Raw genomic sequence first — 23,677 nt, 5'->3', positions numbered from 1 at the left:
TACTGGCTATGGACATAGCGCGGAGACCCCGCGTAGCGTGCTGCTTGCGCGGCAGGGCCGCCGCCGCGAGGAAGGGAGCATCGGTGCAGCATTTCGACTACATCGAGTACGACGTGATCGACGATGGCCGGATCGCCGTCGTCACGCTGGATCGCCCAAAACAGCGCAACGCGCAGAACCGGGGGATGCTCGTCGAACTCGGGACGGCGTTCGAACTGGCCGAAGAGGACGACACCGTGCGGGTGGTCATCCTGCGCGGTGCGGGACCGTGCTTCTCGGCGGGCCACGATCTCGGCTCCAGCGACGACGTCCGGGAGCGCTCCCCCGGTCCCGGTCAGCACCCCACCTACCAGTGCAACGGCGGAACGCTGACCGGCGCCGATGCCCGGCACCGGCAGGAGTGGCACTACTTCTTCCAGAACACCAAGCGGTGGCGCAACCTACGGAAGATCACCATCGCCGAGGTACACGGACTGGTCCTGTCGGCGGGCCTGATGCTGACCTGGTGCTGCGATCTCATCGTCGCCGGCGAGGACACGACCTTCGCCGACGTAGTGGGCACCCGGCTGGGCATGTGTGGCGTGGAGTACTTCGGCCATCCCTGGGAATTCGGGCCACGCAAGGCAAAAGAGCTCCTGCTCACCGGCGATTCGATGAGCGCCGACGAGGCACACGCCCTCGGGATGGTCAGCAAGGTCTTCCCGAGCGACGAGCTGTCGGCCCGCACCATTGAGTTCGCCCGCCGGATCGCCAAGGTGCCGACCATCGCGGCACTGCTGATCAAGGAATCGGTGAACCAGACCGTGGACGCCATGGGCTTCTCCACCGCCCTCGATGCCTGCTTCACGCTGCATCAGCTCAACCACTCGCATTGGGCCGAGCGCAACGGCAATCCGCTGGGTATCGGGACCGTCGAGGACGGTCTCGAGGACTGGCGGCTTGCGCCTGAGATCCTGCCCGCGGCCAAGCACCGCCCCTGACTCGCGGAGCACACGTGGACATCGACTACCCCATCGAAGCGCACGCGTTCCGCGACCAGATCCGAGCATTCCTCGGCGAGCACCTGCCCGCCGGATGGCAAGGACCGGGTGCGCTGGCGCCCGACGAACGCGCACAAGTGCGGCACTGGTGGCGCAAGTTGCTCGCCGACCGCGGCCTGGTCGCCGTGTCCTGGCCCACCCGATACGGCGGCGGCGGGCTGTCCGTGATCGAACAGGTGGTTCTGGCCGAGGAGTTCGCCAGGGCCGGCGCGCCGGAACGCGAAGAGAACGACTCGATCGGCATCGACCTGCTGGGCAACACCCTGATCGCGCTGGGCACCGAGGACCAGAAGGCACGCTTCCTGCCCCGCATCCTGACCGGCGAAGACCGCTGGTGCCAGGGCTTCTCCGAGCCGGACGCGGGATCGGATCTGGCGGCGGTGCGGACCCGAGCGGTACTCGACGGCAGGGATGGGGCGAGCGAAGCGACGGGGGAACAACACTGGGTGCTCAACGGGCAGAAGATCTGGACCTCCGCAGGCCCGACGGCCAACTGGATCTTCGTGCTGGCGCGCACCGACGCCGCCGCACCCAAGCACAAGGGTCTGTCCATGCTGCTGGTGCCGATCGACCAGCCCGGTGTCGTCGTACGGCCCATCGTCAACGCCGCCGGGCACGCCTCGTTCTCGGAAGTGTTCTTCACCGACGCCAGGGCCGCGGCCGCCGATGTCCTCGGCGGTGTCGGCGGCGGCTGGGCAACCGCGATGACGGTGCTCGGCTTCGAGCGGGGATCCCAGATCACCACGGCGGCAATCGAGTTCGGCCGCGACCTCGACCGGCTTCGGCAGCTCGCCCGAGACCGCGGTGTGCACGACGATCCCCACGTCCGCGACGAACTGGCCTGGTGCTATTCGCGAGTGCAGATCCTGCGCTATCAGGGCTACCGTGGGTTGACCGCGCTACTGAACGGGCAGCGGCCCGGCGCCGAGGCCGCGGTCAACAAAGTGATCTGGAGCGAGTACTTCCGGCGCTGCACCGACCTCGCCGTCGAGATCCTCGGTCTCGACGCGCTGTGCCCCGAGGGGTCGGGCAACGGCGAGGCCCTGATCATTGCCGCCCCCGGGACTCCCAACTCGTCATCGTGCTGGCTCGACGAGCTGCTCTACGCACGGGCGGCGACGATCTACGCCGGCAGCTCGCAGATTCAGCGCAACGTCATCGGCGAGAAGCTCCTGGGACTACCGAAAGAGCCCCGCTGACATGGATTTCCGTTACAGCACAGAGCAAGAGGACTTCCGTAGTTCGGTACGCGGCTTCCTGCAGGACGCCGCGCCTCTGTCACGGGTACGCGAAGTGGCCACCGACGCCGGTCATGACGAACGGCTCTGGCAGCGGCTGTGCCGGGAGCTGGAGTTACCCGGACTGCACGTGCCCGTCCAGTACGGCGGAGTGGGCGCCTCCCTTTCCGAGGCGGCGATCGTCATGGAGGAGTTGGGCCGGGCGCTGACCCCGGTGCCGCTGGCCACCCATCTCTTCGCGGTCCACGCCATTCTGCGGATGGGCGACGAGGAGCAGCGCGCCCGGCTGCTTCCGGGCCTGGCGTGCGGAGACCAGGTCGCCGCGTTCGCTGCGACGGCCACCGCACCCGTGACAGCCACCCGCACGGCCGGCGGCACCACACTCGATGGCGTGTGCGGTCCGATCCTGCACGGTCACGTGGCGGACCTGTTCGTCGTACCGGCGTGCGCCGACGGTGAGGTCGGACTGTATGCCGTGCGCGCCGACAGTCCCGGCGCCACGGTCGCATCGCTACGCTCCTTCGACATCACCCGCCCGGCCGCGCGCCTGACGCTGCGAGGGGCCGAGGCCGAACCGCTCGAGGCGGCGCCGCCGTCCGAGATCGATCGGGTGGTGGACACCGCACGGGTGCTGCTGGCCGCCGAAATGCTCGGCGGCGCCGAGGCGTGCCTGGCACTGTCCGTCGACTACGCCTGCAGCAGAATGCAATTCGACCGCCCGATCGGCACGTTCCAGGCGGTCAAGCACATGTGTGCGGAGATGATGATCGAGATCGACGCGACTCGCGTCGCGGTGATGTACGCGGCCATGAGCGCGGAGGACCCCGACGAGTTGGCGGTCAGCGCTCCGCTGGTGAAGGCCCAGGCCGCCGACACCTTCACCCTGTGCGCGGGCTCGGCGATCCAGGTACACGGGGGCATCGCCTTCACCTGGGAGCACGATCTGCACCTGTACTTCCGCCGAGCCAAGACCACCGCAGCGCTTTTCGGCAACAGCACCCACCATCGGGCGCTGCTTGCCGACCGCGTCGGCCTGTAACACGCCATCTAGAGGAGCCAGCGATGACGACCTCGGTGTCCACCGGAATCACCCTCAGCGACGTCCTCTCCAGGCATGCCCGCGTGCGGCCCGGCAACGTCGGGTTCATCGACCCGAACCGCCGCGTCACGTTCGGCGAACTCGACGCACGGGTGACCCGGCTGGCCAACGCGCTGACCCAACGCGGCATCGGCCGCGGCGACCGGGTGGCGATACTGGCCCTCAACAGTCTCGAGGTCGTCGAGACCTGGCTGGCCACCATGCGGGTCGGCGCGATCGTGGTGCCGATCAACTTCCGGCTGGTCGCCGACGAGGTCGCCTACGTACTGGCCGACAGCGGTTCGGTGGCCGTCGTCGTGGATCTCGCGCTGGCGCCGGTACTCGAGCAGGCCCGGACGACGGCCGGCTCGGTGCACACGGTGCTGACGATCGGGGGCGACCTCGACGACGTCATCGACGCGGCACCCCAGACTCCCGTCGCCGCCGATGCCGCCGACGAGGATCCCGCCTTCATCGTCTACACCTCGGGGACAACAGGTTTCCCCAAAGGGGCGGTGCTCAGCCACCGCAACCTGTATCTGCACGCGGTCAGTTCGATCGCCACGCTGGGGCACCGTGCCGATGACGACTGCTGGATGGGCGTCGCCCCGCTGTTCCATACCGCCGGGGTGTCGGGGACCTTGCCGGCCTTTCTGACCGGCGGCAAGGTCGTCATCCCGCCGTCGGGGGGATTCGACGCCGAAGCGATCGTGCGCACCGTCGTCGAGGAGCAGGTGACCTCGTGCTGGATGACCCCGGCGCAATGGCAGATCGTCTGCGCCATGGAGGGACTCAGCGGTTGGGACCTGTCCGGCGTGCGGCGGATCTGGTGGGGTGCCGCGCCGGCGTCCACCACACTGCTCGCGCAGATGAGTGCCGCGTTCCCGCACGCCGAGATCATCGCCGCGTTCGGCCAGACCGAATGCAGCCCCATCACCTGCCTGCTCCGCGGCGAGGACGCGATCCGCAAGATCGGGTCGGTGGGGACCCCGATGCTCAATGTCGAGGTGCGCATCGTCGATGACGACATGCTCGACGTCGAACCGGGAGCCGTCGGCGAGATCGTCTATCTCGGCCCGCTGGTGATGAAGGAGTACTGGAACAAGCCGGCCGAAACCGCCGAAACGCTTCGCGGCGGATGGTTCCATTCCGGCGACCTCGTCCGGCAGGATGAGGAGGGCTACATCTACGTGGTGGACCGGAAGAAGGACATGATCATCTCCGGCGGTGAGAACATCTACAGCGCCGAAGTCGAGAACGTCCTTGCCGGGCACCCGAAGATAGCCGAAGTCGCCGTCATCGGAATCCCGGACCCGACCTGGGGTGAGACGCCGCTGGCGGTGATCGTGCCGCGTGATCCCGCCGACCCACCCACCGGTGCGGACGTCGAAGCGCACTGCCGCGTACATCTGGCCGCGTACAAGAGGCCGCGGCATGTGGAGATCGTCGAGGCGCTGCCGCGCAACGCGAGCGGCAAGGTGCTCAAGAACGTGCTGCGCGACGAGCACGGCGGGCAGCGGTCCTATGCCGCCGGGACCGACGACGTTCCCCTCCTCGAGGAGACCATCGGCGCGAACTTCGAGCGCACCGCCTCGGCCTATCCCGACACCGAGGCGCTCGTCGATGTCCCCAGCGGACATCGCTGGACCTACGCCGAACTCGACGAGGAGATCGATCTCGTCGCCCGCGCGTTGATGGCCAGCGGCATCGACAAAGGCGACCGGGTCGGCATCTGGGCACCCAACTGTGCGCAGTGGGTCATCAGCCAATACGCCACCGCCAAGGTCGGGGCGATCCTGGTCACCATCAACCCCGCCTACCGCACCCATGAACTCGCCTACGTCCTGCGCCACGCCGGCGTGCGGATGCTGTTGTCGGCCAGTGAATTCAAGGGCTCCGACTACCGCAGCATGGTGGCCGAGGTACGCCTCGAGGTCACCGAGCTGGCCGAGGTGGTGTTCATCGACTCCGACGAGTGGGAATCGCTTCGGCAACGGGCCGGTGCGGTCTCGGCGGACGAGCTGCGCTCCCGGATGGACTCCCTCGCACCGTCGGAGCCGATCAATATTCAATACACCTCCGGCACAACAGGTTCGCCCAAGGGGGCGGTGCTGTCACATCGCAATGTCCTCAACAACGGCTTCTTCGTCACCGAGCTGATCAACTTCGGCCCGGGCGACCGGCTGTGTATCCCGGTGCCGTTCTACCACTGCTTCGGCATGGTGATGGGCAACCTCGGCTGCACCACCCACGGGGCCACCATGGTGATCCCGGCGGCGGGCTTCGATGCCGCGGCGACACTGGCGGCGGTGCAAGCCGAGCAGTGCACCGCGCTCTACGGGGTGCCGACGATGTTCATCGCGATGCTCGGACATCCCGACCTGGCGCAGCGCGACGTGTCCTCGCTGCGGACCGGAATCATGGCAGGGGCCCCCTGCCCGGTGGAGATCATGAAGCGCTGCCTCGCCGAGCTCAACATGTCCGAGGTCGCGATCGCCTACGGGATGACCGAGACGTCGCCGGTGTCGTGTCAGACCCTCGTCGACGACGACCTCGAACGGCGCACGGCCACCGTGGGCCGCGCGCATCCGCACGTAGAGATCAAGATCGTCGACCCGGACACGGGAGCGACGGTGAAGCGGGGTCAACCCGGCGAATTTTGCACCCGCGGCTATTCGGTGATGCTCGGCTACTGGCACGACGAGGAGAAGACTCGCGACGCCATTGACGACGAGGGCTGGATGCACACCGGCGATCTGGCCGTGATGCGGCAGGACGGCTACTGCCAGATCGTCGGCCGGATCAAGGACATGGTGATCCGCGGCGGCGAGAACGTCTACCCGCGCGAGATCGAGGAGTTCCTGCACACCCATCCCGACATCGACGACGTCCAGGTGATCGGCGTTCCTGATCCGAAGTACGGCGAAGAGATCTGCGCATGGATCAAGCTGCGAGCCGGGGCAAGCAGCCTGGATACCGATGCGGTGCGCGCGTTCTCAGCCGGAAAGCTCGCGCACTACAAGATCCCGCGCTACGTCCACATCGTCGACGAGTTCCCGATGACGGTGACGGGCAAGGTGCGCAAGGTCGACATGCGCGCCGACACCGTGCGGCTACTCGGCCTTCAGTGAACGCCTTCCATGAGACTGCTGATCCGCGGGGCCACCACCCACACGATCGCACCGACGGCGATCGCGACCAGCCCCAGGATGCCGAAGTAGGCCACCTCGTGGTCGGCGTCGTAGTACTTCGCGAGCACACCTGACATCGCGGTACCCAGGCCCACTGAGAAGAAGTACAGCGCCATCATCTGAGCCCGGAAGGCATTGGGCGCCAACTGAGTTGTCACCGACAGGCCGATTGGCGACAGCATCAGCTCGGACACGGCGAACACCGCCATGATGGCGACGACGAGCAGTGCGGGGACGCTGCGCCCACTCGTCGCGGCCATCGGCAGGAACAGCAGGAACGCCGCGCCCATCCCGATGACGCCGTAGGCGAACTTGCGGGGTGTGGTCGGGGCGCGCCGACCGAGCTTGGTCCACATCAGTGCGAACAGCGGCGACAGCAGGATGATCCACACCGGCTCGATCGAGCCGATCCAGTTCGACGGTGCCGTCCAGCCGAAGATCGACCAGTTCATCCGTTCGTCGGAGTACACCGCCAGCACGGTGAAGATCTGCTGGAACAGCGACCAGAACACCGCGTTAGCGATGAACAGCGGGATGAACGCGCGTACCCGGGTGCGCTCGAGCGCGTCGACCCGGGGACTGTTCAGCATCAACGCGAAGTAGGCGATCGACGCCACGATGATGACGCCGGTGGTGACCTGCGACAGGTTGGCCAAGGTGATCACACCGACGACGAACGCGACGACGACCACCACGAGCACCACCGCTGCTGCGGCGGCGGTGCGCCAGAAGTCTGTGCGTGACAACGGGTGTGGCACAGTCCTGCCGTACTCACCCAGGTTGCGCCGGAACGCGACGTACTGGGCGAGCCCGAGCGCCATTCCGATCGCGGCGGCGCCGAACCCGTAGTGGAAGCCGAGATTCGTCTGCAGCAGGCCGGTGATCAGCGGACCGATGAAGGCCCCCAGATTGATACCCAGATAGAACAGGGTGAATCCGCCGTCGCGGCGCGGGTCGCCCTCCTCGTAGAGCGTGCCCAGCAGCGAGGACGCGTTGGCCTTCAACGCTCCGGACCCCAGGGCGATCAACACCAGACCGACCGCCACACCGGACAGCCCGGGCAGGAGCGCCAGGGCGATGTGACCGCACATGACGACCACCCCGCCGTAGAACACGGTGCGTTCCATGCCGAGCACCCGGTCGGCGATCCAGCCGCCCAGGACCGTCGAAAGGTAGACCAGACCGCCGTAGGCGCCGACGATGCCGGTGGCCGTCGCTTTCGGTAGCGCCAGGCCACCGTCGGCCAGCGAGTAGTAGAGGTAGTACCCGAGGATCGTGAGCATCCCGTAGAACGAGAAGCGCTCCCACAGTTCGACGCCGAACAGGTTCGCCAGACCGATGGGATGCCCGAAGAGGGTACGAGGCGCGGGGTTTCCGGCCCGCTCTGCGAGTTCAGCCATCGGACAACCATGCCACGCCAGCGCCGCCGATAAACTCCGGTCGTGAAAGTCCTCGCGATCCATGTCGCCCCGGGTACTCGGCTGCCGGTCAAGGCCGTGGATGCGGTGCAGGCCGAGGCCGGCAAGGGGTTGGTCGGTGACCGCTACCACGGCACCCGGCGCCGGCAGGTGACCATCCAGTCCCAGGAGTTCCTCGACCGCGCGGCAGCGGATCTCGGTTACGAGTTCGACCCGGGAGCCACCCGACGCAACATCACCGTGGACGCCGGTGAGATTCCCACCAGGCCCGGCACCCGGATACGCATCGGCGACGTCGAACTCGAGGTCGTCCGGGTGGCGGCGCCGTGCCGACTGCTCGACGACAGCGTTGGGCCGGGGGCGGCGGCCGCGTTGCGACGCCGGGCCGGCTCGGCATGCCAGGTGCTGACATCCGGGACGATCCGGGTCGGGGATGCCGTCGAGATCAGCGCAGCGAGTACCGAATCGGCAGGTGCTTGACGCCACCGACGAAAGTGCTGGCGGCGATCTGGGGCTCACCGGCGAACTCGATGGACTTGATCCGCGGGATCAGTTCGGAGAAGAAGCTGTTCATCTCCATCCGGGCCAGCGAGGCGCCGAGGCAGAAGTGCACGCCGTAGCCGAAGGACAGATGCTTGTTGGGGTCGCGGCCGACGTCGAATCGCATCGGGTCGGCGAACACCTCCTCGTCTCGGTTGGCCGAAACATAGGACAGCAGAAGCGATTCGCCCTTGGCAATCGGCACACCGCGAACCTCGGTGTCGGCCTGCGCGGTGCGCATGAACTCGCGCACCGGCGTCGCGCACCGGATCATCTCCTCCACCGCGGTGCCCATCAGACCGAGGTCGCCCTGCAGCCGGGCCAGCTCGCCGGGATTGCGCAGCAGTTCGAGCAATCCGCCCGCGATGCCGGCGCTGGTGGTGTCGTGTCCAGCGCTGGCCACGATGACGTAGTAGGACAGCGTGTCCATGTCCGAGAGGGGCTCGCCATTGATCTTCGCGTTGGCGACGGCCGAGGCCAGATCGTCGGTCGGGGTTTCGCGGCGCGAGGCGGTCAGCGCGGCGAAGTAGGCGAAGAAGTCCATCAGCGTGGCCAGCAGTGCCTCCTGGTCGACATCACGCTGGAACTCCGAGTCCTCGCTGCCGAACAGTTCCTGGGTGAGCGCGAGCATGCGGGGGAAGTCGGACTCCGGCAGACCCAGCAGCGTCAGGATGACGTAGAGCGGGTAGTTGACCGCGATCTCCTGAGCGAAGTCGAGTTCCGGCCCCTTCTCCACCATGATGTCGACGTACCGCTTGGCCAGCTCGTCGCAGCGCGCCTTGAGGACACGCAGCGCCGACGGCTTGAACCAGTCCGCGCCGATCTTGCGCAGGTCCCGGTGATGCGGGTCGTCGATGTGGATCAGGGTGGCCAGGCCCATGCCGGCCTCCCGGTCGGCGCGCATCTGCGCATCCAGCGCCGTAGGCAGCAGCACCGCCCGCGGATCGTTGGTGAACAGGTCGTTCTGGCGTTCGATGTCCATGATGTCGGCGTGCTTGGTGATGGCCCAGAACGGGTCGAAGCCCTCCGCGTCCACCCAGGACACCGGGGCGTGGGCTCGAAGATGGGCCAGCGCCTCATGCAGCCGCTTCTCGTCGGCGTAGGCCGCTGGTTCGGCCAGCACGCGCCCGGCCGGGTCCATGATCCGTGTCGTCATCTGTTGTTGCTCCTCGCCGGCGGGTGATCTGACGTAATCTAGAACGAATTCGTTCCAGATTATGACCGGCGCCACAAATGGTCAAGGATGTGCCCATGGCAGTCGACGGCCGCACCTACGGCGGGCTCACCGCACAGCAGCGCTCGCAGGAGCGCCGCGAGCGGCTGCTCGACGCTGGACGCGCGCTGGTCGCCGAGGTTGGCGTCGCTCCCCTGACCGTCGATCTGGTCTGCCAGCGGGCCGGCCTGAGCAAGCGCTACTTCTACGCGGAGTTCGCGACCAAGGACGATCTGCTCGACGCCTGCGCCGACGATCTGTACACCAGGATCTACGCCGGTGCGGTGGAGGTGGTGCGCACGGCCCCGATGGACGAACGGGTGAAGCGTTCGGTGCGCCTCACCCTGCGACTGCTGGCGTCCAACCCCTCGGACGCCCGCCTGTACATGGAATCACCCGGATTCCCCCGGCTGCGTGCACGTCAACAACGGGCCGTCAGCGACCTCACCGAGTTGATGGCAGCGGACGGTCTGCCGTACACGGGCAGGCCCAAGCCCCACGTCGATCGGGTGCTGGCGACCCGAGCGCTGGTCACCGCCACCACCGAGCTGATCACCGGCTGGCTGCAGGGGGACATCGACACCGACGAGGACACCTTGGTCGCCACTATCACCGCCGTCTCGCTCGGGGCGGCGGCCAACATCTGAGGGCTACTTGCCGAGTCCCTTCGCCATGAACCTGCCGACGGTCTCGACCGCGCGACGCCGGCTCATCAGACGGGTATTGATGAGCGTGAAGAGGTGGTTGGCCCGCCCCGGAGTCACCATGTGCCTGCGTCCGATCGCCGAAAGTATCTCGGCTGCACAGTCATCGCGATCGGCGATCTGCCACGTGGGGTACTTCGCCAGCGCGTCACCCTGAGTGTTCATCAAGCCGGCCGACACCACGAGGACCTCGACACCGGTGCGACGCAACTCGAACCAGAGCGCCTCGCCAAAGGCGATCTGGAACGCCTTGTTGGCGGCGTAGGCGCCGGTGTACGGCGTCGGGGTCAACCCGGCGGCCGAGGACACGATGACGACCGCACCCCTGCCCCGGTCGACCATCATGGTGGCCAGGGGGTGGATGAGGTTGACGTAGGCACGGGCGTTGATGTCGATCATCGCGTTGTGGACCTCGAGTGGCATGTCGAGAATCGTCGGCGTGTCCTTCGGGGTGAACATGTGGTTGCAGATCAGCACGTCCACGTCGATATCGTTGAGCGCGTTCAGGATTGGTGGGTAGGACCCAAGGTCTGAGAGATCGGCAGCAATCGGGCGAACCTGCACCCCGTATGCCGAACGAAGTTCGGCAGCCCTGGCGTGCAGGTCCTCGTCGAGGATGTCAACCAGCACGAGGTTGATCTGGTGGCCGGCCAGCCGGCGGGCCAGTGCGAACCCGAGTCCCTCGGCGCGGGCGCTGCCGGTCACGAGCGCCCACGATCCGGTGAAACGGTCGACCGGGTGGGCAGCCGTCACGGTGTTCCCGTCACCGGTGCGTTCACGTCATCGGCGGCCAGGACCAGAGCCACCGCGTCGTCCAGTGCCCCCGTCATCGCGCCGTACCCGCCGGGGGTCGAGCGTGCATGCAGCAATGCTCCGGAGAAGATCATGTGCAGCGTCGGGGCGATCACGCCAGGGTGGCCGGGCCCCAGTGAGGCGTTGATCCGTCGGCTGATCTCGCCGGCGATCTTCATTCGGACAGCCTCGACCGCGGCGTCGTCGGCGATGATCGCGATCGTGCAGGCATCGGCCAGATAGGGCCGGTCGGCCATCAGCAGCAGCAGGCTGCGCAGCTGCGCCTTGACCCGTGTCGCCGCGGTGTCGTTGACGTCGGTGAAGGTCGGGGCGTCGAGCAGGAGCCGCAGATACACCTCGGCCACCAACGCCTCCTTGGAGGGGAAGTAGGTGTAGGCCGTCGTCGGCGAGACACCGGCCCTGGCCGCCACCGCCCGCACCGTCAGATCGCTGTAGGGGACCTCGGTTAGCTCCTCCACCGTCGCGTCGAGCACCTTGCGGATACTTTGCTCGGACCGCAGGTTTTTGCGCCGACGCACGGGCGAGCCAGCGACCTCGGCCGATACTTTTCCGGACACCTGTTCAGATTAAGCAGTGGTGCGCCGATTGGCAAGGACGCTCTAGACGGACCGATCCGCGGCGGCGGCGATCGCCGCCGTGATCGTGCGGACCAGGTGACTGTCCAGCTTCCAGCACTGCCAGAACAGCGGGATATCCAGGTGCGCGTCACTGATCCGGACGAACGAGCCCGCCGCGATGTCCGGTGCGGCCAGCATCTCCGGGAACATGCCCCAGCCCAGGCCGGCACGAACCGCGGCGCCGAATCCGTCCGAGGTCGGAACATAGTGCGTCGGCCTGTCGACGTCACGGCGGAACGCCTTGCGAATCAACATGTCCTGCAGGGCATCGTCGCGATTCCACGCCATCGACGGGGCGCCGGCCACGGCCCGCGCGGTGAACCCGTCGGGCAGGTGGCGCTCGACGTAGCCGGGGCTGGCCACCGGCACGTACCGCATCACCCCCACCGGCTGCACACGGCAGCCGGCCACCGGAGTCCGCTCGGTGGTGACCGCACCCATCACCGTCCCTTCCCGCAGCAGGCGCGCCGAGTGGTCCTGGTCCTCGATACGGATGTCGAGCAACACGTCCGGCAATGTCTGGAACACCGCGGTGAACCATGTCGACATCGAATCCGCGTTCACTGCGATCGACACCCGGGCCAGCCGGCCGTCGCCGCCCGTCTCACGCAGGGCTTCGGACTCCAGCAGGGCCATCTGTGTGGCCAGCCGCAGCAGCGGCACACCGGCTTTCGTTGGCGCACAGGGCTTCTGCCGCACCACCAGAACCTGGCCGACGCGTTGCTCCAGAGCCTTGATCCGCTGGCTCACCGCCGACGGTGTCACGTGCAGCCGATCGGCAGCCGCGTCGAAGCTGCCGAGTTCGATCACCGCGGCGAAGGCCGCCAGTTGATCTCCGTCGATAGCCACATTAGCGATACTAATTGCAGTGAAGATTCATTAGTTGGACTTCATCACCGGGCGTGCCTACCGTCGACGCCATGACCTCGTCCCTGCTCGTCGGGTTCGCGACCGCCCTGACGCTGATCGCGGCCATCGGCGCCCAGAACGCCTTCGTGCTCCGACAGGGCATTCGCGGCGAGCACGTCGCGGCAGTGGTCAGTGTCTGCGCGATCTCCGATCTGCTGCTGATCACAGCGGGCATCGCCGGGGTCGGCGCCCTCATCACCGCCCATCCGCAGACCGTCACGATCGCCAAGTTCGGCGGCGCGGCGTTCCTGTTCGGCTACGGGGCCCTGGCCGCGCGTCGTGCGCTGCGCCCGTCGACGATGACCGCAACCCCGGACGGCCCGGCCCGGCTGGTCTCGGTGGTCCTGACCTGCCTCGCCCTGACCTTCCTGAACCCGCATGTGTATCTCGACACGGTCGTGCTGCTGGGAACGATCGCCAACCAGCACGGCGATCGGTGGCTGTTCGGCGTCGGTGCGGTCAGCGCGAGCGTCGTGTGGTTCACCACCCTGGGGTTCGGAGCCCGCCGGTTGGCGGGCTTGTTCGCCACCCCGGCCACCTGGCGGATCCTCGACGGAGTCATCGCGGTAACCATGATCGCCCTGGCCCTCTCGCTTGTCCTCACGTGACCGGGAAACCGAAACGTCGAGCAGGCGATCGGCGCACATAAGTCCGGCCCGGCGCCGGATTGGGCTAATGTCGCGCCGTGGGCACGCACTTGAGCAGGCGTGGGTTCCTGGGAGTCGCCGGCGCGGCCGGATTACTGTTCGCCACGGCATGTTCGCCGAACGGCTCCGGGGGCTCCACTCCGAAATCCGTCACCGTCAAACACATCTTCGGCGAGACCACACTGACCGCCCCGCCCAAACGGGTGATCAGCGCCGGGTTCACCGAGGGTGACGACCTGCTGGCCGTCGGCGTCGTCCCGATCGCCGTCACCAACTGGTTCGGGGATCAGCCGTTTGGTGTATGGCCCTGGGCTGCACCCAAACTCGGTACCGCACAACCCGTTGTACTCAACTTGGACAACGGGATTCAGGTCGACGCGATCGCGAAACTCAAACCCGACCTGATCGTCGCCGTCAACGCCGGACTGGATGCGGATACCTACCAGAAGCTCAGTGCCATCGCGCCCACCATCGCCCAGTCCGGCGGCGACGCCTTCTTCGAACCGTGGAAGGACCAGGCCACCGCCGTCGCCACGGCGGTGTTCCAGGCCGACACGATGAAGCAGTTGATCACCGGCATCGACACCAGGTTCTCCGACGTGGCCAAGAACAATCCCGGCTTCAAAGACAAGAAGGCAGTGCTGCTGGCCGGCAGCTTCTACGGCGGCACCCTCACCGCGACCCTGCCCGGGTGGCGCACCGAGTTCCTCACCGCCATGGGCTTCCAGATTCCCGACGGCCTCGGAGCCTTCGCCGTGGACGACCACCGCGCTGCGATCCCCCGCGACAAACTGGGCGAGGCCCTCGACGGCGCCGACGTGCTGATCTGGTCCACCGAAAGTGACGCCGACCAGGCTGCGCTGCTGGCCGATCCCGGCGTCGCCGCGCTGAGCGCAGCCAAGAAGAACCGCAACGTGTTCACCGGCAAGGACCTGGCCGGGGCGATCGCCTTCTCCTCGCCGCTGTCCTATCCCCTGGTGGCCGATCAGTTGCCGGCACTGCTCTCGCGCGCGCTGGGCTGAGCGAAGCATGTTTGGATAGCACCCGTGACAAGTAGCCAGACCGACGCCCCACGACAGGACGCGCCCATCCCGGGCTTCGCGCAGGTCGGCTCTCGCTACTATCCGGGCCTCGTCGCCGTCTTCACCGCGCTGGTGATCATCTCCAACGTCACCGCCACCAAGGGCGTCGCCTTCGGGCCGATCATCACCGACGGCGGATTTATCGTCTTCCCGTTGACGTACGTGATCGGCGACGTGCTCTCCGAGGTCTACGGCTTCAAGGCCGCCCGGCGCGCCATCATCCTGGGTTTCGCGATGAACGGCCTGGCGGCTCTGGCGTTCTGGGTGACGATCTATCTGCCTGCCGCCGACTTCTACACCAATCAAGAACATTTCGAGAACATCGTCCACGCCTACACCCAGTTGATCGTGGCAGGACTGGCCGGGTTCATCGTCGGGCAGACCATCAACGCCTGGACCGTGGTCAAGATCAAGGAGCGCACCAAGGAGAAACACCTCTGGGCGCGGCTGGTGGGCTCGACCTTCGCCGGCCAACTCGGCGACACCCTAGTGTTCTGCAGCATTGCCGCGGGAGCCATCGGCATCACCACCTTCGGCGACTTCGCCACCTATACCGCGCTGGGCTGGATCTACAAGACTGCCGTCGAGGTGGTCATGCTGCCGATCACCTACCGTGTCATCGCCTACATCAAGCGACACGAACCCACCTACACCGCCATGGTGTGACGGCAGCGATAAATATGAGATGCGTGGCAGGTCTGAGTCTTTGGTAAGGCAGTTCTGGCAGTGCTCCAAAACCCGCGAACCCCAACCGAAGACGGATCTACCGTCGGTGAATGAGTGTGACGACAGATCTCATGGTGTCCAACTCGATCCTTGACTACGGCGATCAGGCGCTGCTGCTGGAGTGCCGGTCCGCCGATGAGGTGCTTGCGCTCACCGCGGCGCTGAACCGCGAGCCGATCCCGGGGGTGCTCGACATCGTGCCGGGCGCCCGAACCGTGCTGGTCAAGCTCGCGGGGCCGCGCTACCAGAGCGCGGCGCGGCAGCTCGTGAGCACACTCGCCATCGACGAGAACGGCGGCTCCGCGGCGCTCGAGGGACACACCGACGTCGTGATCGACGTCGTCTACGACGGCGCCGACCTCGCCGACGTCGCCGCCCACACCGGCCTGGACATCGCCGGCGTCATCGAGGCTCATACCGCGACACCGTGGCGAGTCGGATTCGGTGGATTCGCGCCAGGTTTCGCCTACCTGATCGCGGGTGACCCACGGCTGAACGTGCCGCGGCGCAGCGAGCCGCGTACCAAAGTGCCCGCCGGATCAGTCGGTCTGGCAGGCGAATTCAGCGGTGTCTATCCCCGCCAGTCGCCGGGCGGGTGGCAGCTGATCGGACACACCGATGCGGTGCTCTGGGATATCCACCGGCCTCAGCCGGCACTGCTGCTGCCCGGTATGCAGGTGCGGTTCCGGGCCGTGTGAGGAGGCGACGTGATCACCCTCGAGATTCTGCGCACCGGTCCGCTGGCGCTGGTCGAAGACCTCGGCCGCCCAGGGCGGGCCCACATGGGCGTCACCCGGTCCGGCGCGGCCGACCGGCGGTCGCACCGCCTGGCCAACCGGCTGGTGGCCAACCCCGACGACTGGGCCACCGTCGAGGTGATGCTGGGCGGGTTCACGGCCCGGGTCCGTGGTGGTGACCTCGACGTCGCGGTGACAGGTGCCGACACCGATCCCGCGGTGAACGGAGTGCCGTTCGGCACCAACAGCATTCATCATGTCCGCGATGGTGAGGTGATCTCACTGGGAGCGCCGCGGGCCGGGGTACGGACCTACCTCGCGGTCCGTGGCGGTATCGCAGTCGAGCCGGTGCTGGGCTCGCGCAGCTACGACATGATGTCGGCGATCGGGCCGCGGCCGCTGCAGGCCGGCGACATCCTGCCCGTCGGGTCGCACACCGACGACTATCCCGAGCTCGACCAGGCTCCGGTGGCCGCCATCGCCGAGGACCTGGTGGAACTACGGGTGGTACCCGGCCCCCGCGACGACTGGTTCACCGACGCCGATGCCCTGGTGCATACCGACTGGACGGCCAGCGATCGCAGCGACCGGGTCGGCACCCGGCTGATCGGCACGCCGCTGACCCCACGCTGGGCGGACCGGCAGCTGCCCAGCGAGGGCGCCACCCGCGGGGCCATCCAGGTGCCGCCCGGCGGCCAGCCGGTGATCCTGGGCCCCGACCACCCGGTGACCGGCGGCTACCCCGTGATCGGGGTCGTCACCGACGCCGACACCGACACCATGGCCCAGATCCGGCCCGGCCAGAAGGTCCGCCTGCACTGGACGCGGCCGCGTATCGCAGCGGGGAAGCCCGCGGGCTGGTAGAGCTGTGGTGTGCACGCGCAGGTTCACACCGCCCGGCTGATTCACACCAGCGATCTGGATAACGACACCCGCCAGCAGGCCCACCTCTTGCTGACCGAGGCATTCGGCGGCTCCGCCGAGTTCACCGATTCCGACTGGGAGCACGCGCTCGGTGGGATGCATGCCGTCATCGTCAATCGCGGGGCTCTGATCGCCCACGCGTCGGTGGTCCAGCGGCGCCTGCTCTATCAGGGCACGGCGCTGCGATGCGGCTATGTCGAGGCAGTGGCGGTCCGCGAGGACTGGCGCGGGCAGGGGCTGGGCCACGCCGTCATGGACGCCATCGAGCAGGTGATCCGCGGGGCCTATCAAGTCGGGGCGCTCAGCGCGAGTCCCGCCGGGGAGAAGATCTACCGGCCGCGCGGCTGGCTGCAGTGGCAGGGTCCGACGTCGGCGATAGCGCCAACCGGGCCGATCCGCACGCCGGACGACGACGGGTCGGTCTTCGTCCTGCCGGTCGAGCTGAACATGGATCCGACGGCCGAGCTGGCCTGCGACTGGCGCGACGGGGACGTCTGGTAGCCCGCGCCGGGTCTGTCGGGGGCGCACCGACAGATATACATAGTCTGAACTATGTAAGTGCCCGATCTCAGGTCCGGCTCGGATCAGTCGGGCTGGCGGCGTTCGACATGCCGATCCCCAATTCTCTGCCTACCAACATGTTTCAGCCCGTCGGCCGGGCCACCTGTTCGCACCGGCTGCTTGGCGGTGTCACCTGCGGTCCGCCGGGACGGGCCAGCGGTGGGTCAAGAACCTGGTAATGAGCTGTGAAGGCGCTGGATGCGTTAGTTATTGCAGCTATATAGTGCCCGTGATATAGATATCGGGTGAGTTTCCAGCTGAGCGATGACGACATCAGCGAGTGTGTCGGCGACGCCCTGGACCAGGCAGTTGACCTGACGGTCCGCTCCCTCTCGGACCGGGCAGAGTTGGGCGCCTCCGCGGCGTTCGCGCTGAACCGGATAACACGCGAAGGCCCGATCAGACTGACCACCCTGGCGACCAGGGAGGGGGTGAGCCAGCCCTCGATGACACAACTCATCCAGCGACTTGAGCGTGCCGATCTGGTGACCAGGCTGGCCGATCCCGATGACGGGCGGGCGGCGCTGATCGACATCACCAGCAAGGGGCGAACACTTCTCGAAGATCGCAGACGCCAGCGCCGCGAGCGCCTGACCCCGCTTCTCGCATCGCTCAGCCCCGAAGAGCAGTGTGCTCTGTGGCACGCGGCACGGGTTGCATTACCACTGATCGAACGGCTCGCATCCAGTGCCGAATGCGCGACCGAAGGCGCCGCGGGGCAACCGGCGGCTACCGGGACGGTCGCACCGCGACCCTCCCGTTGACGGAAGGTGTTGTGATGAGGGCGGTTCCGATTGTTCGCGGCCTGAAGCGGCTGTGGATACCGTTGGTGCTGATAGTCGTGCTCGCGGTCTCGGGTCTGGTGGTCTCGCGACTGCACAGCAAGTTCGCCTCCCAGGATCTCAATGCCAGCGCTGGTGCGGGTATCGAGATCGTCCAGTTCAATCCCAAGGTTCTGGTCTACGACGTGTACGGCGCACCCGGAACCACCGCCCAAATCAGCTATTTCGACCCGGAGGCAAATGTGCACCTGATCACCGCTCCACTGCCGTGGTCGATCACCCTGTCCACCACGCTGCCCGCCGTCAGCGCCAGCCTCATGGCGCAGGCAGACGGTGATCAGATCGGCTGCCGGGTCACGGTCAACGGCGTTGTCCGCGAAGAGCAGACGGCCGACGGCGTGAACGCCCAGACCTACTGCCTGGTGAAGTCAGCATGACTCACGCCACCGCGGCCCCCGAGTCGCGCAGCAGCCAGAAGCGGCCCGTCCTGCCCCACCTGATCCGCATCCTCGCGGTGCCGATCGTCCTGTTCTGGATCGCCCTCGCCGTCGGCGTGAACGTGCTTGCGCCACAACTGGAAGTCGTCGGCGAGATGCACTCGGCGCCGATGACTCCCTACGACGCTCCGTCGATGGTGGCGATGAAGCGGATGGGCTCGGACTTCCAGGAGTTCAACTCCAACGCCACGATCATGATCGTGATCGAAGGCCAGCAACCGCTGGGGCAGGACGCCCACGCCTACTACGACGAGATCATCAGCAAGCTGCGCCAGGATCCCGAGCACATCCAGCACATCCAGGACTTCTGGGGAGACACGCTGACCGCCGCCGGCGCCCAGAGCGCCGACGGCAAAGCCGCTTACGTGATGGTGAACCTGGCCGGCGAACAAGGCCAGACCCTGGCCAACGAAGGTGTCCAGGCGATCCGCAAGGTGATCGCCGAGACGAAGGCACCGACCGGGGTTCAGGCCTATGTGGCGGGACCGGCTGCGCTCACCGACGACATGCACGTCATCGGTAACGCCAGCCTCGGCGAGATCACCCTGATCACCCTCGCTGCGATCGCCGGCATGCTCCTGGTGGTCTACCGCTCGATACGCACCACACTGATCCAGCTGTTCCTGACATTCCTGGCACTGCTGACCGCCCGCGGCGTGGTCGCCGTCCTGGCCAGCCACGGCGCGTTCGGATTGACCACCTTCGCCGGGAACATCATGACCATGCTCGCCATCGCGGCGGCCACCGATTACGGCATCTTCATCTTCGGTCGGTATCGCGAAGACCGCAGCACCGGCCTGGACAGAGACGACTCCTACTACGCCACCTTCAAGTCCGTGGCACCCATCATCATTGGATCCGGGTTGACGATCGCGGGTGCGACGTACTGCCTCAGCTTCGCCCGGCTGCCGTACTTCACCACCATGGGCGCGCCTGTCGCAATCGGCATGCTCACGGTCGTCGCGATCGCCGTGACGCTCGGTCCGGCCGTGCTCTATCTGGGCAGCCGCGTCGGACTCTACGAATCCAAGCGGCCTGCGCAGAGTAGATTCTGGCGACGCGTCGGAACCGCGGTAGTGCGTTGGCCCGCACCGATTTTCGCGGCGAGCCTGTTCGTGGTGCTGCTCGGGCTGGTCGCCATCCCCGGATACAAGCCGGCCTACAACGATCGCTACTACCTGCCCAAGGACGCGCCCGTCAACATCGGGTTCGCCGCGGCGGACCGGCACTTCACCCAGGCCAGGATGAACCCGGACATCATGATGATCCAGGCCGACCACGACATGCGTAATCCCGCCGACATGCTGGTGCTGAACAAGGTTGCCAGCAACGTGATGCACACCGACGGGATTGCGATGGTGCAGAGCATCACCCGGCCGCTGGGCATTCCGATCCAGCACAGCTCGATCCCGTTCCAAACCAGTATGCAGGGCCAGACCAGCAACATGAACCTGCCGTTCCAGCAGGATCAGCTGGCCAACCAGCTCAAGTCCGTCGATGCGATGAACACCTCGATCGACATCCTGAAGAAGCAATACCAGTTGTCGCTCAAGCAAACTCAGCTGACCCAGGACTCCGCGGCAAAGTCGCAGGACCTGCTGGAGACCACCAAGGAGTTGCGGGACAACATCGCGAACTTCGACGACCAGTTCCGGCCGCTGCGCAACTACTTCTACTGGGAGCCGCACTGTTTCGACATCCCCCTATGTGCCGCAACGAAATCCCTGTTCGCCTCGCTCGACGGCATCGACGAAGTCACTGACAAGACCCAGGCCGTTCAGGGCAACACCGACCAACTGGCCAGCCTCGCACCGCAGTTGACCGCACTGCTGCCCCAGACGATCGCGTCGATGGAGACCAGCCGGGACCTGACACTGGCGACGTACAACTCCCAGAAGGCGCTGCTCGACCAGATGCAGGCGAGCAACGACACCGCGCTGGCCATGGGCTCGAGCTTCGATCAGGCCAAGAACGACGACCTGTTCTTCCTACCGCCGGAAGCGTTCCAGAATCCGGACTTTCAGCGCGGGCTCAAGATGTTCATGTCGCCGGACGGCAAGTCCGCGCGGATGTTCATCACCCATGAAGGCGACCCGGCCACAGTGGACGGCATCTCCAGGGTCGACTCCGAACGCAAGGCCGCTCAAGAGGCCCTCAAGATGTCCTCGTTGTCGAACGCCAAGGTCTATCTGGGCGGGGTTGCGGCCACCTACAAGGACATGTCCGACGGTGCGCGCTATGACCTGCTGATCGCCGTGGTGTCGTCGTTGACGCTGATCTTCATGATCATGCTCATCCTGACCCGAAGCGTGGTCGCGGCACTGGTGATCGTGGGTACTGCAGGCAGCTCGATTGCCGCATCCTTCGGCATCTCCGTGCTGATCTGGCAGGACCTGTTCGGCATCCAGGTGCAATGGCTGGTCATGCTGATGTCGGTCATCATCTTGTTGGCGGTCGGCAGCGACTACAACCTGCTGTTGGTCTCACGGTTCAAAGACGAGATCCATGCCGGACTGAAGACCGGCATCATCCGCTCGATGGCCGGCACCGGCGGCGTGGTGACGTCCGCTGGGCTGGTGTTCGCCGCAACGATGGCCGGGATGATGGGATCCAAGCTGATCGTGCTGGCCCAGATGGGTTCGACGATCGCCATCGGCCTGCTGATCGACACCTTCATCGTGCGGTCGCTGCTGATGCCCTCGATCGCGACCATGCTCGGACGCTGGTTCTGGTGGCCCCAGGTGGTCTACCCGCGTGGCGACAACCACTTCCGGGCCAAGCGCCTCGCCACGCCCCCGGCTGATGCGGACACGGCCGCGCAGCCGACTAACGCATAGCGGGCCTACTGCCAGCGGCCCAGGATCTCGCGCGCCCGCACCGCCAGCGCGGCCTGCCAGAACGGGCCGAAACTGATCCGTCCGACCCCGAGCGGCCCAAACGAGGCGGGATCGTCGGCCTCGGGCAGCGCGATCGCGTTGACCGGCAGCGGTAGCTCACTGGTGAGCCGGCGCAGCGTCTCGGGATCGTGGCGGCCGACCGGGTAGAGCACGTCGGCGCCCGCGGCGGCGGCCTCGGTGAGGCGGGCGATGGCGCGCTGCACCCGATCGGACTCGTCGCCGTCCTTCCGCAGGAACAGATCGGTACGGGCATTGACGACCAGGTGCACGCCGGCCTTGTCGGCGGCAGCACGCAGCGCTCCGACCAACTCGGCATGCTCGGCCGAGGACCGCAGCCGGCCCCCCTCGGAGTGCACGGTGTCCTCGATGTTCAGGCCGACCGCCCCCACCTCGAGCAGTCCGTCGATCAGGCGCGCGGCCGGCAGCCCGTAGCCCGACTCGATGTCGACCGAGATCGGGACGTCGACCGCCGCGGTGATCTGGGCGACGCGAGCCAACAGGTCGTCGAACGTCATCCCTTCGTTGTCCGGCTTGCCGATGGAGTCCGCGACCGGGTGGCTGCCGACAGTCAGCGCGGTGAACCCGGCGTCGACGGCGAGCTTGGCCGACCAGGCATCCCAGACCGTCGGCAGAACCACGGGATTGCCGGGCTGATGCAGGGCCAACAGCGTCTCGGCGCGGGCGGCAAGGATGGTGTGGTCGGTCATGGCAGCACTCCTTCTCGTGATCTGGGTTGGGTCGTGCAACACAGCCGCCCGGAGACTCTTACCGGACGTGACTTGTCTCACGTTTCCTTCGGGACGTGGCTAACATCGGGTGTCGTACTGTGATCCGTAACACCTTCAGCCTCGAGGAGGTCCGTTGTCCACCACGACCGAACTGACCGAACTGCACCATCTCATCGGCGGATTGCGGCGGTGTGTGACGTCCCTCCAGTCGAAGTACGGCGACTCTCCGGCAATGCGCCGGATCGTCAACGACACCGAGCGAATCCTCAATGACGTCGAGCTTCTCGATATCGACGCCAGTGAACTCGAGCTGGGCCAGCAAACCATTGTGGTGTCCGGCGAGAAGATCCCGATTCCGGACACTCCGTACGACACCGCCTTCTGGCGCGACGTCGATGACGAGGGTGTGGGCGGGCACAACCGTCACTGACCCGCTTTTTACCGGGTGCCGTGATCTGGGTACCCTCCGAACAGTTCATGCGAAGGGGATCACAGTAGATGAGCGCACCTGCGGGTAACCGCCCTGCGACCGGCGTCTTCTCACCGGGTCGCGCCCAGATTTCGCAGCGCACGCTGCGAACCGACAACTGGCTGAAGTCGCCGATCGTCACGGACCTCGGTTTCGCCGCGTTCATCATCTACGCGACGGTCCGGGCGTTCCAGCGCGATCACTTCTTCGTGCCGCAGTACCACTACCTGACGCCCTTCTACTCGCCATGTCTGAGCAAGGCGTGTGGGGAGGCCAGTGACTTCTGGCCGCAGATCCTGCCCGACACCGGGGTGCTGTCGCTGCTGCCCTACGCGTTGCTGTCGTTGCCGTTCCTGCTGTTGTTCCGGCTGACCTGCTACTACTACCGCGGCGCCTACTACCGCTCGGTGTGGCAGGCCCCCACCGCCTGCGCGGTCGCCGAGCCGCACGCGAAATACACTGGCGAGACCCGGCTTCCGCTGATCATCCAGAACAGCCACCGGTACTTCTTCTACATCGCCGGCGTCATCTCGTTGATCAACACCTACGACGCCATCGTCGCCTTCCACTCCGAGGACGGGCCCGGCGGTTTCGGTTTCGGCCTGGGCAACGTCATCCTGGTGACCAACGTGGTGCTGCTGTGGATCTACACGCTGTCCTGCCACTCCTGCCGCCACATCGCAGGCGGCCGGCTCAAGCACTTCTCCAAGCACCCGGTCCGCTACTGGACCTGGACCCAGATCAGCAAGATAAACACTCGCCACAAGCTGTTCGCCTGGATCACCCTCGGCAGCCTGATGTTCACCGACTTCTACGTCATGCTCGTGGCCAGCGGGACCATCTCTGACCTGAGATTCATTGGCTGA

The 23,677-nt window shown here is 66.5% G+C and carries 23 protein-coding genes; 17 read left to right on the top strand and 6 right to left on the bottom strand.

Annotated features, from left to right (window positions below):
* Positions 1–44: 44 nt before the first annotated feature.
* The 4 genes from OG976_RS15240 to OG976_RS15225 are packed head-to-tail and all read left to right on the top strand — an operon-like array spanning position 45 to position 6,487.
* Positions 45–980, top strand: coding sequence for an enoyl-CoA hydratase (locus OG976_RS15240; protein WP_328350219.1), 936 nt, complete (start codon positions 45–47; stop codon positions 978–980).
* A gap of 14 nt (positions 981–994) precedes the next feature.
* Positions 995–2,239 (top strand): acyl-CoA dehydrogenase family protein, encoded by a 1,245-nt coding sequence (locus OG976_RS15235; protein ID WP_328350217.1) that lies wholly within the window; start codon positions 995–997, stop codon positions 2,237–2,239.
* Position 2,240: 1 nt separating this feature from the next.
* On the top strand, positions 2,241–3,317 hold the full coding sequence (locus OG976_RS15230) for an acyl-CoA dehydrogenase family protein (protein ID WP_328350215.1): 1,077 nt from the start codon (positions 2,241–2,243) through the stop codon (positions 3,315–3,317).
* 23 nt (positions 3,318–3,340) lie between these two features.
* Entirely contained in the window at positions 3,341–6,487 is a 3,147-nt protein-coding gene (locus OG976_RS15225; protein WP_328350214.1) for a long-chain-fatty-acid--CoA ligase, read from the top strand.
* Here OG976_RS15225 and OG976_RS15220 read toward each other — a convergent pair.
* Positions 6,481–7,947 carry a peptide MFS transporter gene (locus OG976_RS15220; RefSeq protein WP_328350213.1) on the bottom strand — a complete coding sequence of 489 codons (1,467 nt, stop codon included), beginning with the start codon at positions 7,945–7,947 and terminating at the stop codon, positions 6,481–6,483. The genes OG976_RS15225 and OG976_RS15220 overlap by 7 nt on opposite strands.
* Positions 7,948–7,989: 42 nt before the next feature.
* Between OG976_RS15220 and OG976_RS15215 the strand changes: the two genes are divergently transcribed.
* Positions 7,990–8,445 carry an MOSC domain-containing protein gene (locus OG976_RS15215; protein ID WP_328350211.1) on the top strand — a complete coding sequence of 152 codons (456 nt, stop codon included), beginning with the start codon at positions 7,990–7,992 and terminating at the stop codon, positions 8,443–8,445.
* On the opposite strand, the gene OG976_RS15210 is transcribed toward OG976_RS15215, so the two are convergent.
* Complete coding sequence (locus OG976_RS15210; RefSeq protein WP_328350209.1) at positions 8,411–9,661, bottom strand: cytochrome P450; 1,251 nt, start codon at positions 9,659–9,661, stop codon at positions 8,411–8,413. The genes OG976_RS15215 and OG976_RS15210 overlap by 35 nt on opposite strands.
* 95 nt (positions 9,662–9,756) lie before the next feature.
* On the opposite strand from OG976_RS15210, the gene OG976_RS15205 reads away from it, so the two are divergent.
* The gene (locus tag OG976_RS15205) at positions 9,757–10,365 is read left to right on the top strand and encodes a TetR/AcrR family transcriptional regulator (RefSeq protein ID WP_328350207.1); all 609 of its coding nucleotides are present in this window, start codon (positions 9,757–9,759) and stop codon (positions 10,363–10,365) included.
* 3 nt (positions 10,366–10,368) lie between these two features.
* Here the strand turns inward: OG976_RS15205 and OG976_RS15200 are convergent, their stop codons facing one another.
* The 3 genes from OG976_RS15200 to OG976_RS15190 are packed head-to-tail and all read right to left on the bottom strand — an operon-like array spanning position 10,369 to position 12,710.
* Complete coding sequence (locus OG976_RS15200; protein ID WP_328350205.1) at positions 10,369–11,175, bottom strand: SDR family NAD(P)-dependent oxidoreductase; 807 nt, start codon at positions 11,173–11,175, stop codon at positions 10,369–10,371.
* Positions 11,172–11,792: a TetR/AcrR family transcriptional regulator gene (locus OG976_RS15195; protein ID WP_328350204.1), complete on the bottom strand. Its 621-nt coding sequence runs from the start codon at positions 11,790–11,792 to the stop codon at positions 11,172–11,174. The genes OG976_RS15200 and OG976_RS15195 overlap by 4 nt, the downstream gene beginning before the upstream one ends.
* A 42-nt stretch (positions 11,793–11,834) precedes the next feature.
* On the bottom strand, positions 11,835–12,710 hold the full coding sequence (locus tag OG976_RS15190; RefSeq protein WP_328363614.1) for a LysR family transcriptional regulator ArgP: 876 nt from the start codon (positions 12,708–12,710) through the stop codon (positions 11,835–11,837).
* 62 nt (positions 12,711–12,772) lie between these two features.
* On the opposite strand from OG976_RS15190, the gene OG976_RS15185 reads away from it, so the two are divergent.
* From OG976_RS15185 to OG976_RS15145, 9 genes are all read left to right on the top strand, one after another.
* Complete coding sequence (locus OG976_RS15185; RefSeq protein ID WP_328350203.1) at positions 12,773–13,369, top strand: LysE/ArgO family amino acid transporter; 597 nt, start codon at positions 12,773–12,775, stop codon at positions 13,367–13,369.
* A 77-nt stretch (positions 13,370–13,446) separates the two neighbouring features.
* Positions 13,447–14,430 carry an ABC transporter substrate-binding protein gene (locus OG976_RS15180; protein WP_328350201.1) on the top strand — a complete coding sequence of 328 codons (984 nt, stop codon included), beginning with the start codon at positions 13,447–13,449 and terminating at the stop codon, positions 14,428–14,430.
* 24 nt (positions 14,431–14,454) lie between these two features.
* The gene (locus OG976_RS15175; RefSeq protein WP_328350199.1) at positions 14,455–15,156 is read left to right on the top strand and encodes a queuosine precursor transporter; all 702 of its coding nucleotides are present in this window, start codon (positions 14,455–14,457) and stop codon (positions 15,154–15,156) included.
* Between the two features lie 110 nt (positions 15,157–15,266).
* Entirely contained in the window at positions 15,267–15,914 is a 648-nt protein-coding gene (locus OG976_RS15170) for a 5-oxoprolinase subunit B family protein (RefSeq protein ID WP_328350197.1), read from the top strand.
* Positions 15,915–15,923: 9 nt separating this feature from the next.
* The gene (locus tag OG976_RS15165) at positions 15,924–16,817 is read left to right on the top strand and encodes a 5-oxoprolinase/urea amidolyase family protein (protein ID WP_328350195.1); all 894 of its coding nucleotides are present in this window, start codon (positions 15,924–15,926) and stop codon (positions 16,815–16,817) included.
* Positions 16,818–16,826: 9 nt separating this feature from the next.
* Positions 16,827–17,378, top strand: a complete 552-nt coding sequence (locus OG976_RS15160; RefSeq protein WP_328350193.1) for a GNAT family N-acetyltransferase — start codon at positions 16,827–16,829, stop codon at positions 17,376–17,378.
* Positions 17,379–17,683: 305 nt separating this feature from the next.
* A complete protein-coding gene (locus tag OG976_RS15155) occupies positions 17,684–18,202 on the top strand; it encodes a MarR family transcriptional regulator (protein ID WP_328350191.1) in 519 nt (172 codons plus the stop codon).
* Positions 18,203–18,216: 14 nt separating this feature from the next.
* A complete protein-coding gene (locus OG976_RS15150; RefSeq protein WP_328350189.1) occupies positions 18,217–18,657 on the top strand; it encodes an MmpS family transport accessory protein in 441 nt (146 codons plus the stop codon).
* Complete coding sequence (locus OG976_RS15145; RefSeq protein ID WP_328350187.1) at positions 18,654–21,554, top strand: MMPL/RND family transporter; 2,901 nt, start codon at positions 18,654–18,656, stop codon at positions 21,552–21,554. Before OG976_RS15150 ends, OG976_RS15145 begins: the two co-directional genes overlap by 4 nt.
* Positions 21,555–21,559: 5 nt before the next feature.
* Here OG976_RS15145 and OG976_RS15140 read toward each other — a convergent pair whose 3' ends face one another.
* On the bottom strand, positions 21,560–22,321 hold the full coding sequence (locus OG976_RS15140) for an isocitrate lyase/PEP mutase family protein (RefSeq protein WP_328350185.1): 762 nt from the start codon (positions 22,319–22,321) through the stop codon (positions 21,560–21,562).
* Positions 22,322–22,475: 154 nt separating this feature from the next.
* On the opposite strand from OG976_RS15140, the gene OG976_RS15135 reads away from it, so the two are divergent.
* Positions 22,476–22,772: a hypothetical protein gene (locus OG976_RS15135; protein WP_328350183.1), complete on the top strand. Its 297-nt coding sequence runs from the start codon at positions 22,476–22,478 to the stop codon at positions 22,770–22,772.
* 68 nt (positions 22,773–22,840) lie between these two features.
* Entirely contained in the window at positions 22,841–23,677 is an 837-nt protein-coding gene (locus OG976_RS15130; protein WP_328350181.1) for a hypothetical protein, read from the top strand.

Origin of the sequence: Mycobacterium sp. NBC_00419 (assembly GCF_036023875.1) — a bacterium.
In the GTDB taxonomy this organism is placed as follows: Bacteria; Actinomycetota; Actinomycetes; order Mycobacteriales; family Mycobacteriaceae; genus Mycobacterium.
This window is presented reverse-complemented; position numbering and strand designations above follow the sequence as displayed.

Coding starts and splice junctions, on each gene's coding strand:
- OG976_RS15225 (WP_328350214.1), top strand. CDS start 3,341: ATGACGACCTCGGTGTCCACCGGAATCACCCTCAGCGACGTCCTCTCC.
- OG976_RS15150 (WP_328350189.1), top strand. CDS start 18,217: ATGAGGGCGGTTCCGATTGTTCGCGGCCTGAAGCGGCTGTGGATACCG.
- OG976_RS15170 (WP_328350197.1), top strand. CDS start 15,267: ATGAGTGTGACGACAGATCTCATGGTGTCCAACTCGATCCTTGACTAC.
- OG976_RS15230 (WP_328350215.1), top strand. CDS start 2,241: ATGGATTTCCGTTACAGCACAGAGCAAGAGGACTTCCGTAGTTCGGTA.
- OG976_RS15185 (WP_328350203.1), top strand. CDS start 12,773: ATGACCTCGTCCCTGCTCGTCGGGTTCGCGACCGCCCTGACGCTGATC.
- OG976_RS15130 (WP_328350181.1), top strand. CDS start 22,841: ATGAGCGCACCTGCGGGTAACCGCCCTGCGACCGGCGTCTTCTCACCG.
- OG976_RS15145 (WP_328350187.1), top strand. CDS start 18,654: ATGACTCACGCCACCGCGGCCCCCGAGTCGCGCAGCAGCCAGAAGCGG.
- OG976_RS15210 (WP_328350209.1), bottom strand. CDS start 9,661: ATGACGACACGGATCATGGACCCGGCCGGGCGCGTGCTGGCCGAACCA.
- OG976_RS15220 (WP_328350213.1), bottom strand. CDS start 7,947: ATGGCTGAACTCGCAGAGCGGGCCGGAAACCCCGCGCCTCGTACCCTC.
- OG976_RS15205 (WP_328350207.1), top strand. CDS start 9,757: ATGGCAGTCGACGGCCGCACCTACGGCGGGCTCACCGCACAGCAGCGC.
- OG976_RS15140 (WP_328350185.1), bottom strand. CDS start 22,321: ATGACCGACCACACCATCCTTGCCGCCCGCGCCGAGACGCTGTTGGCC.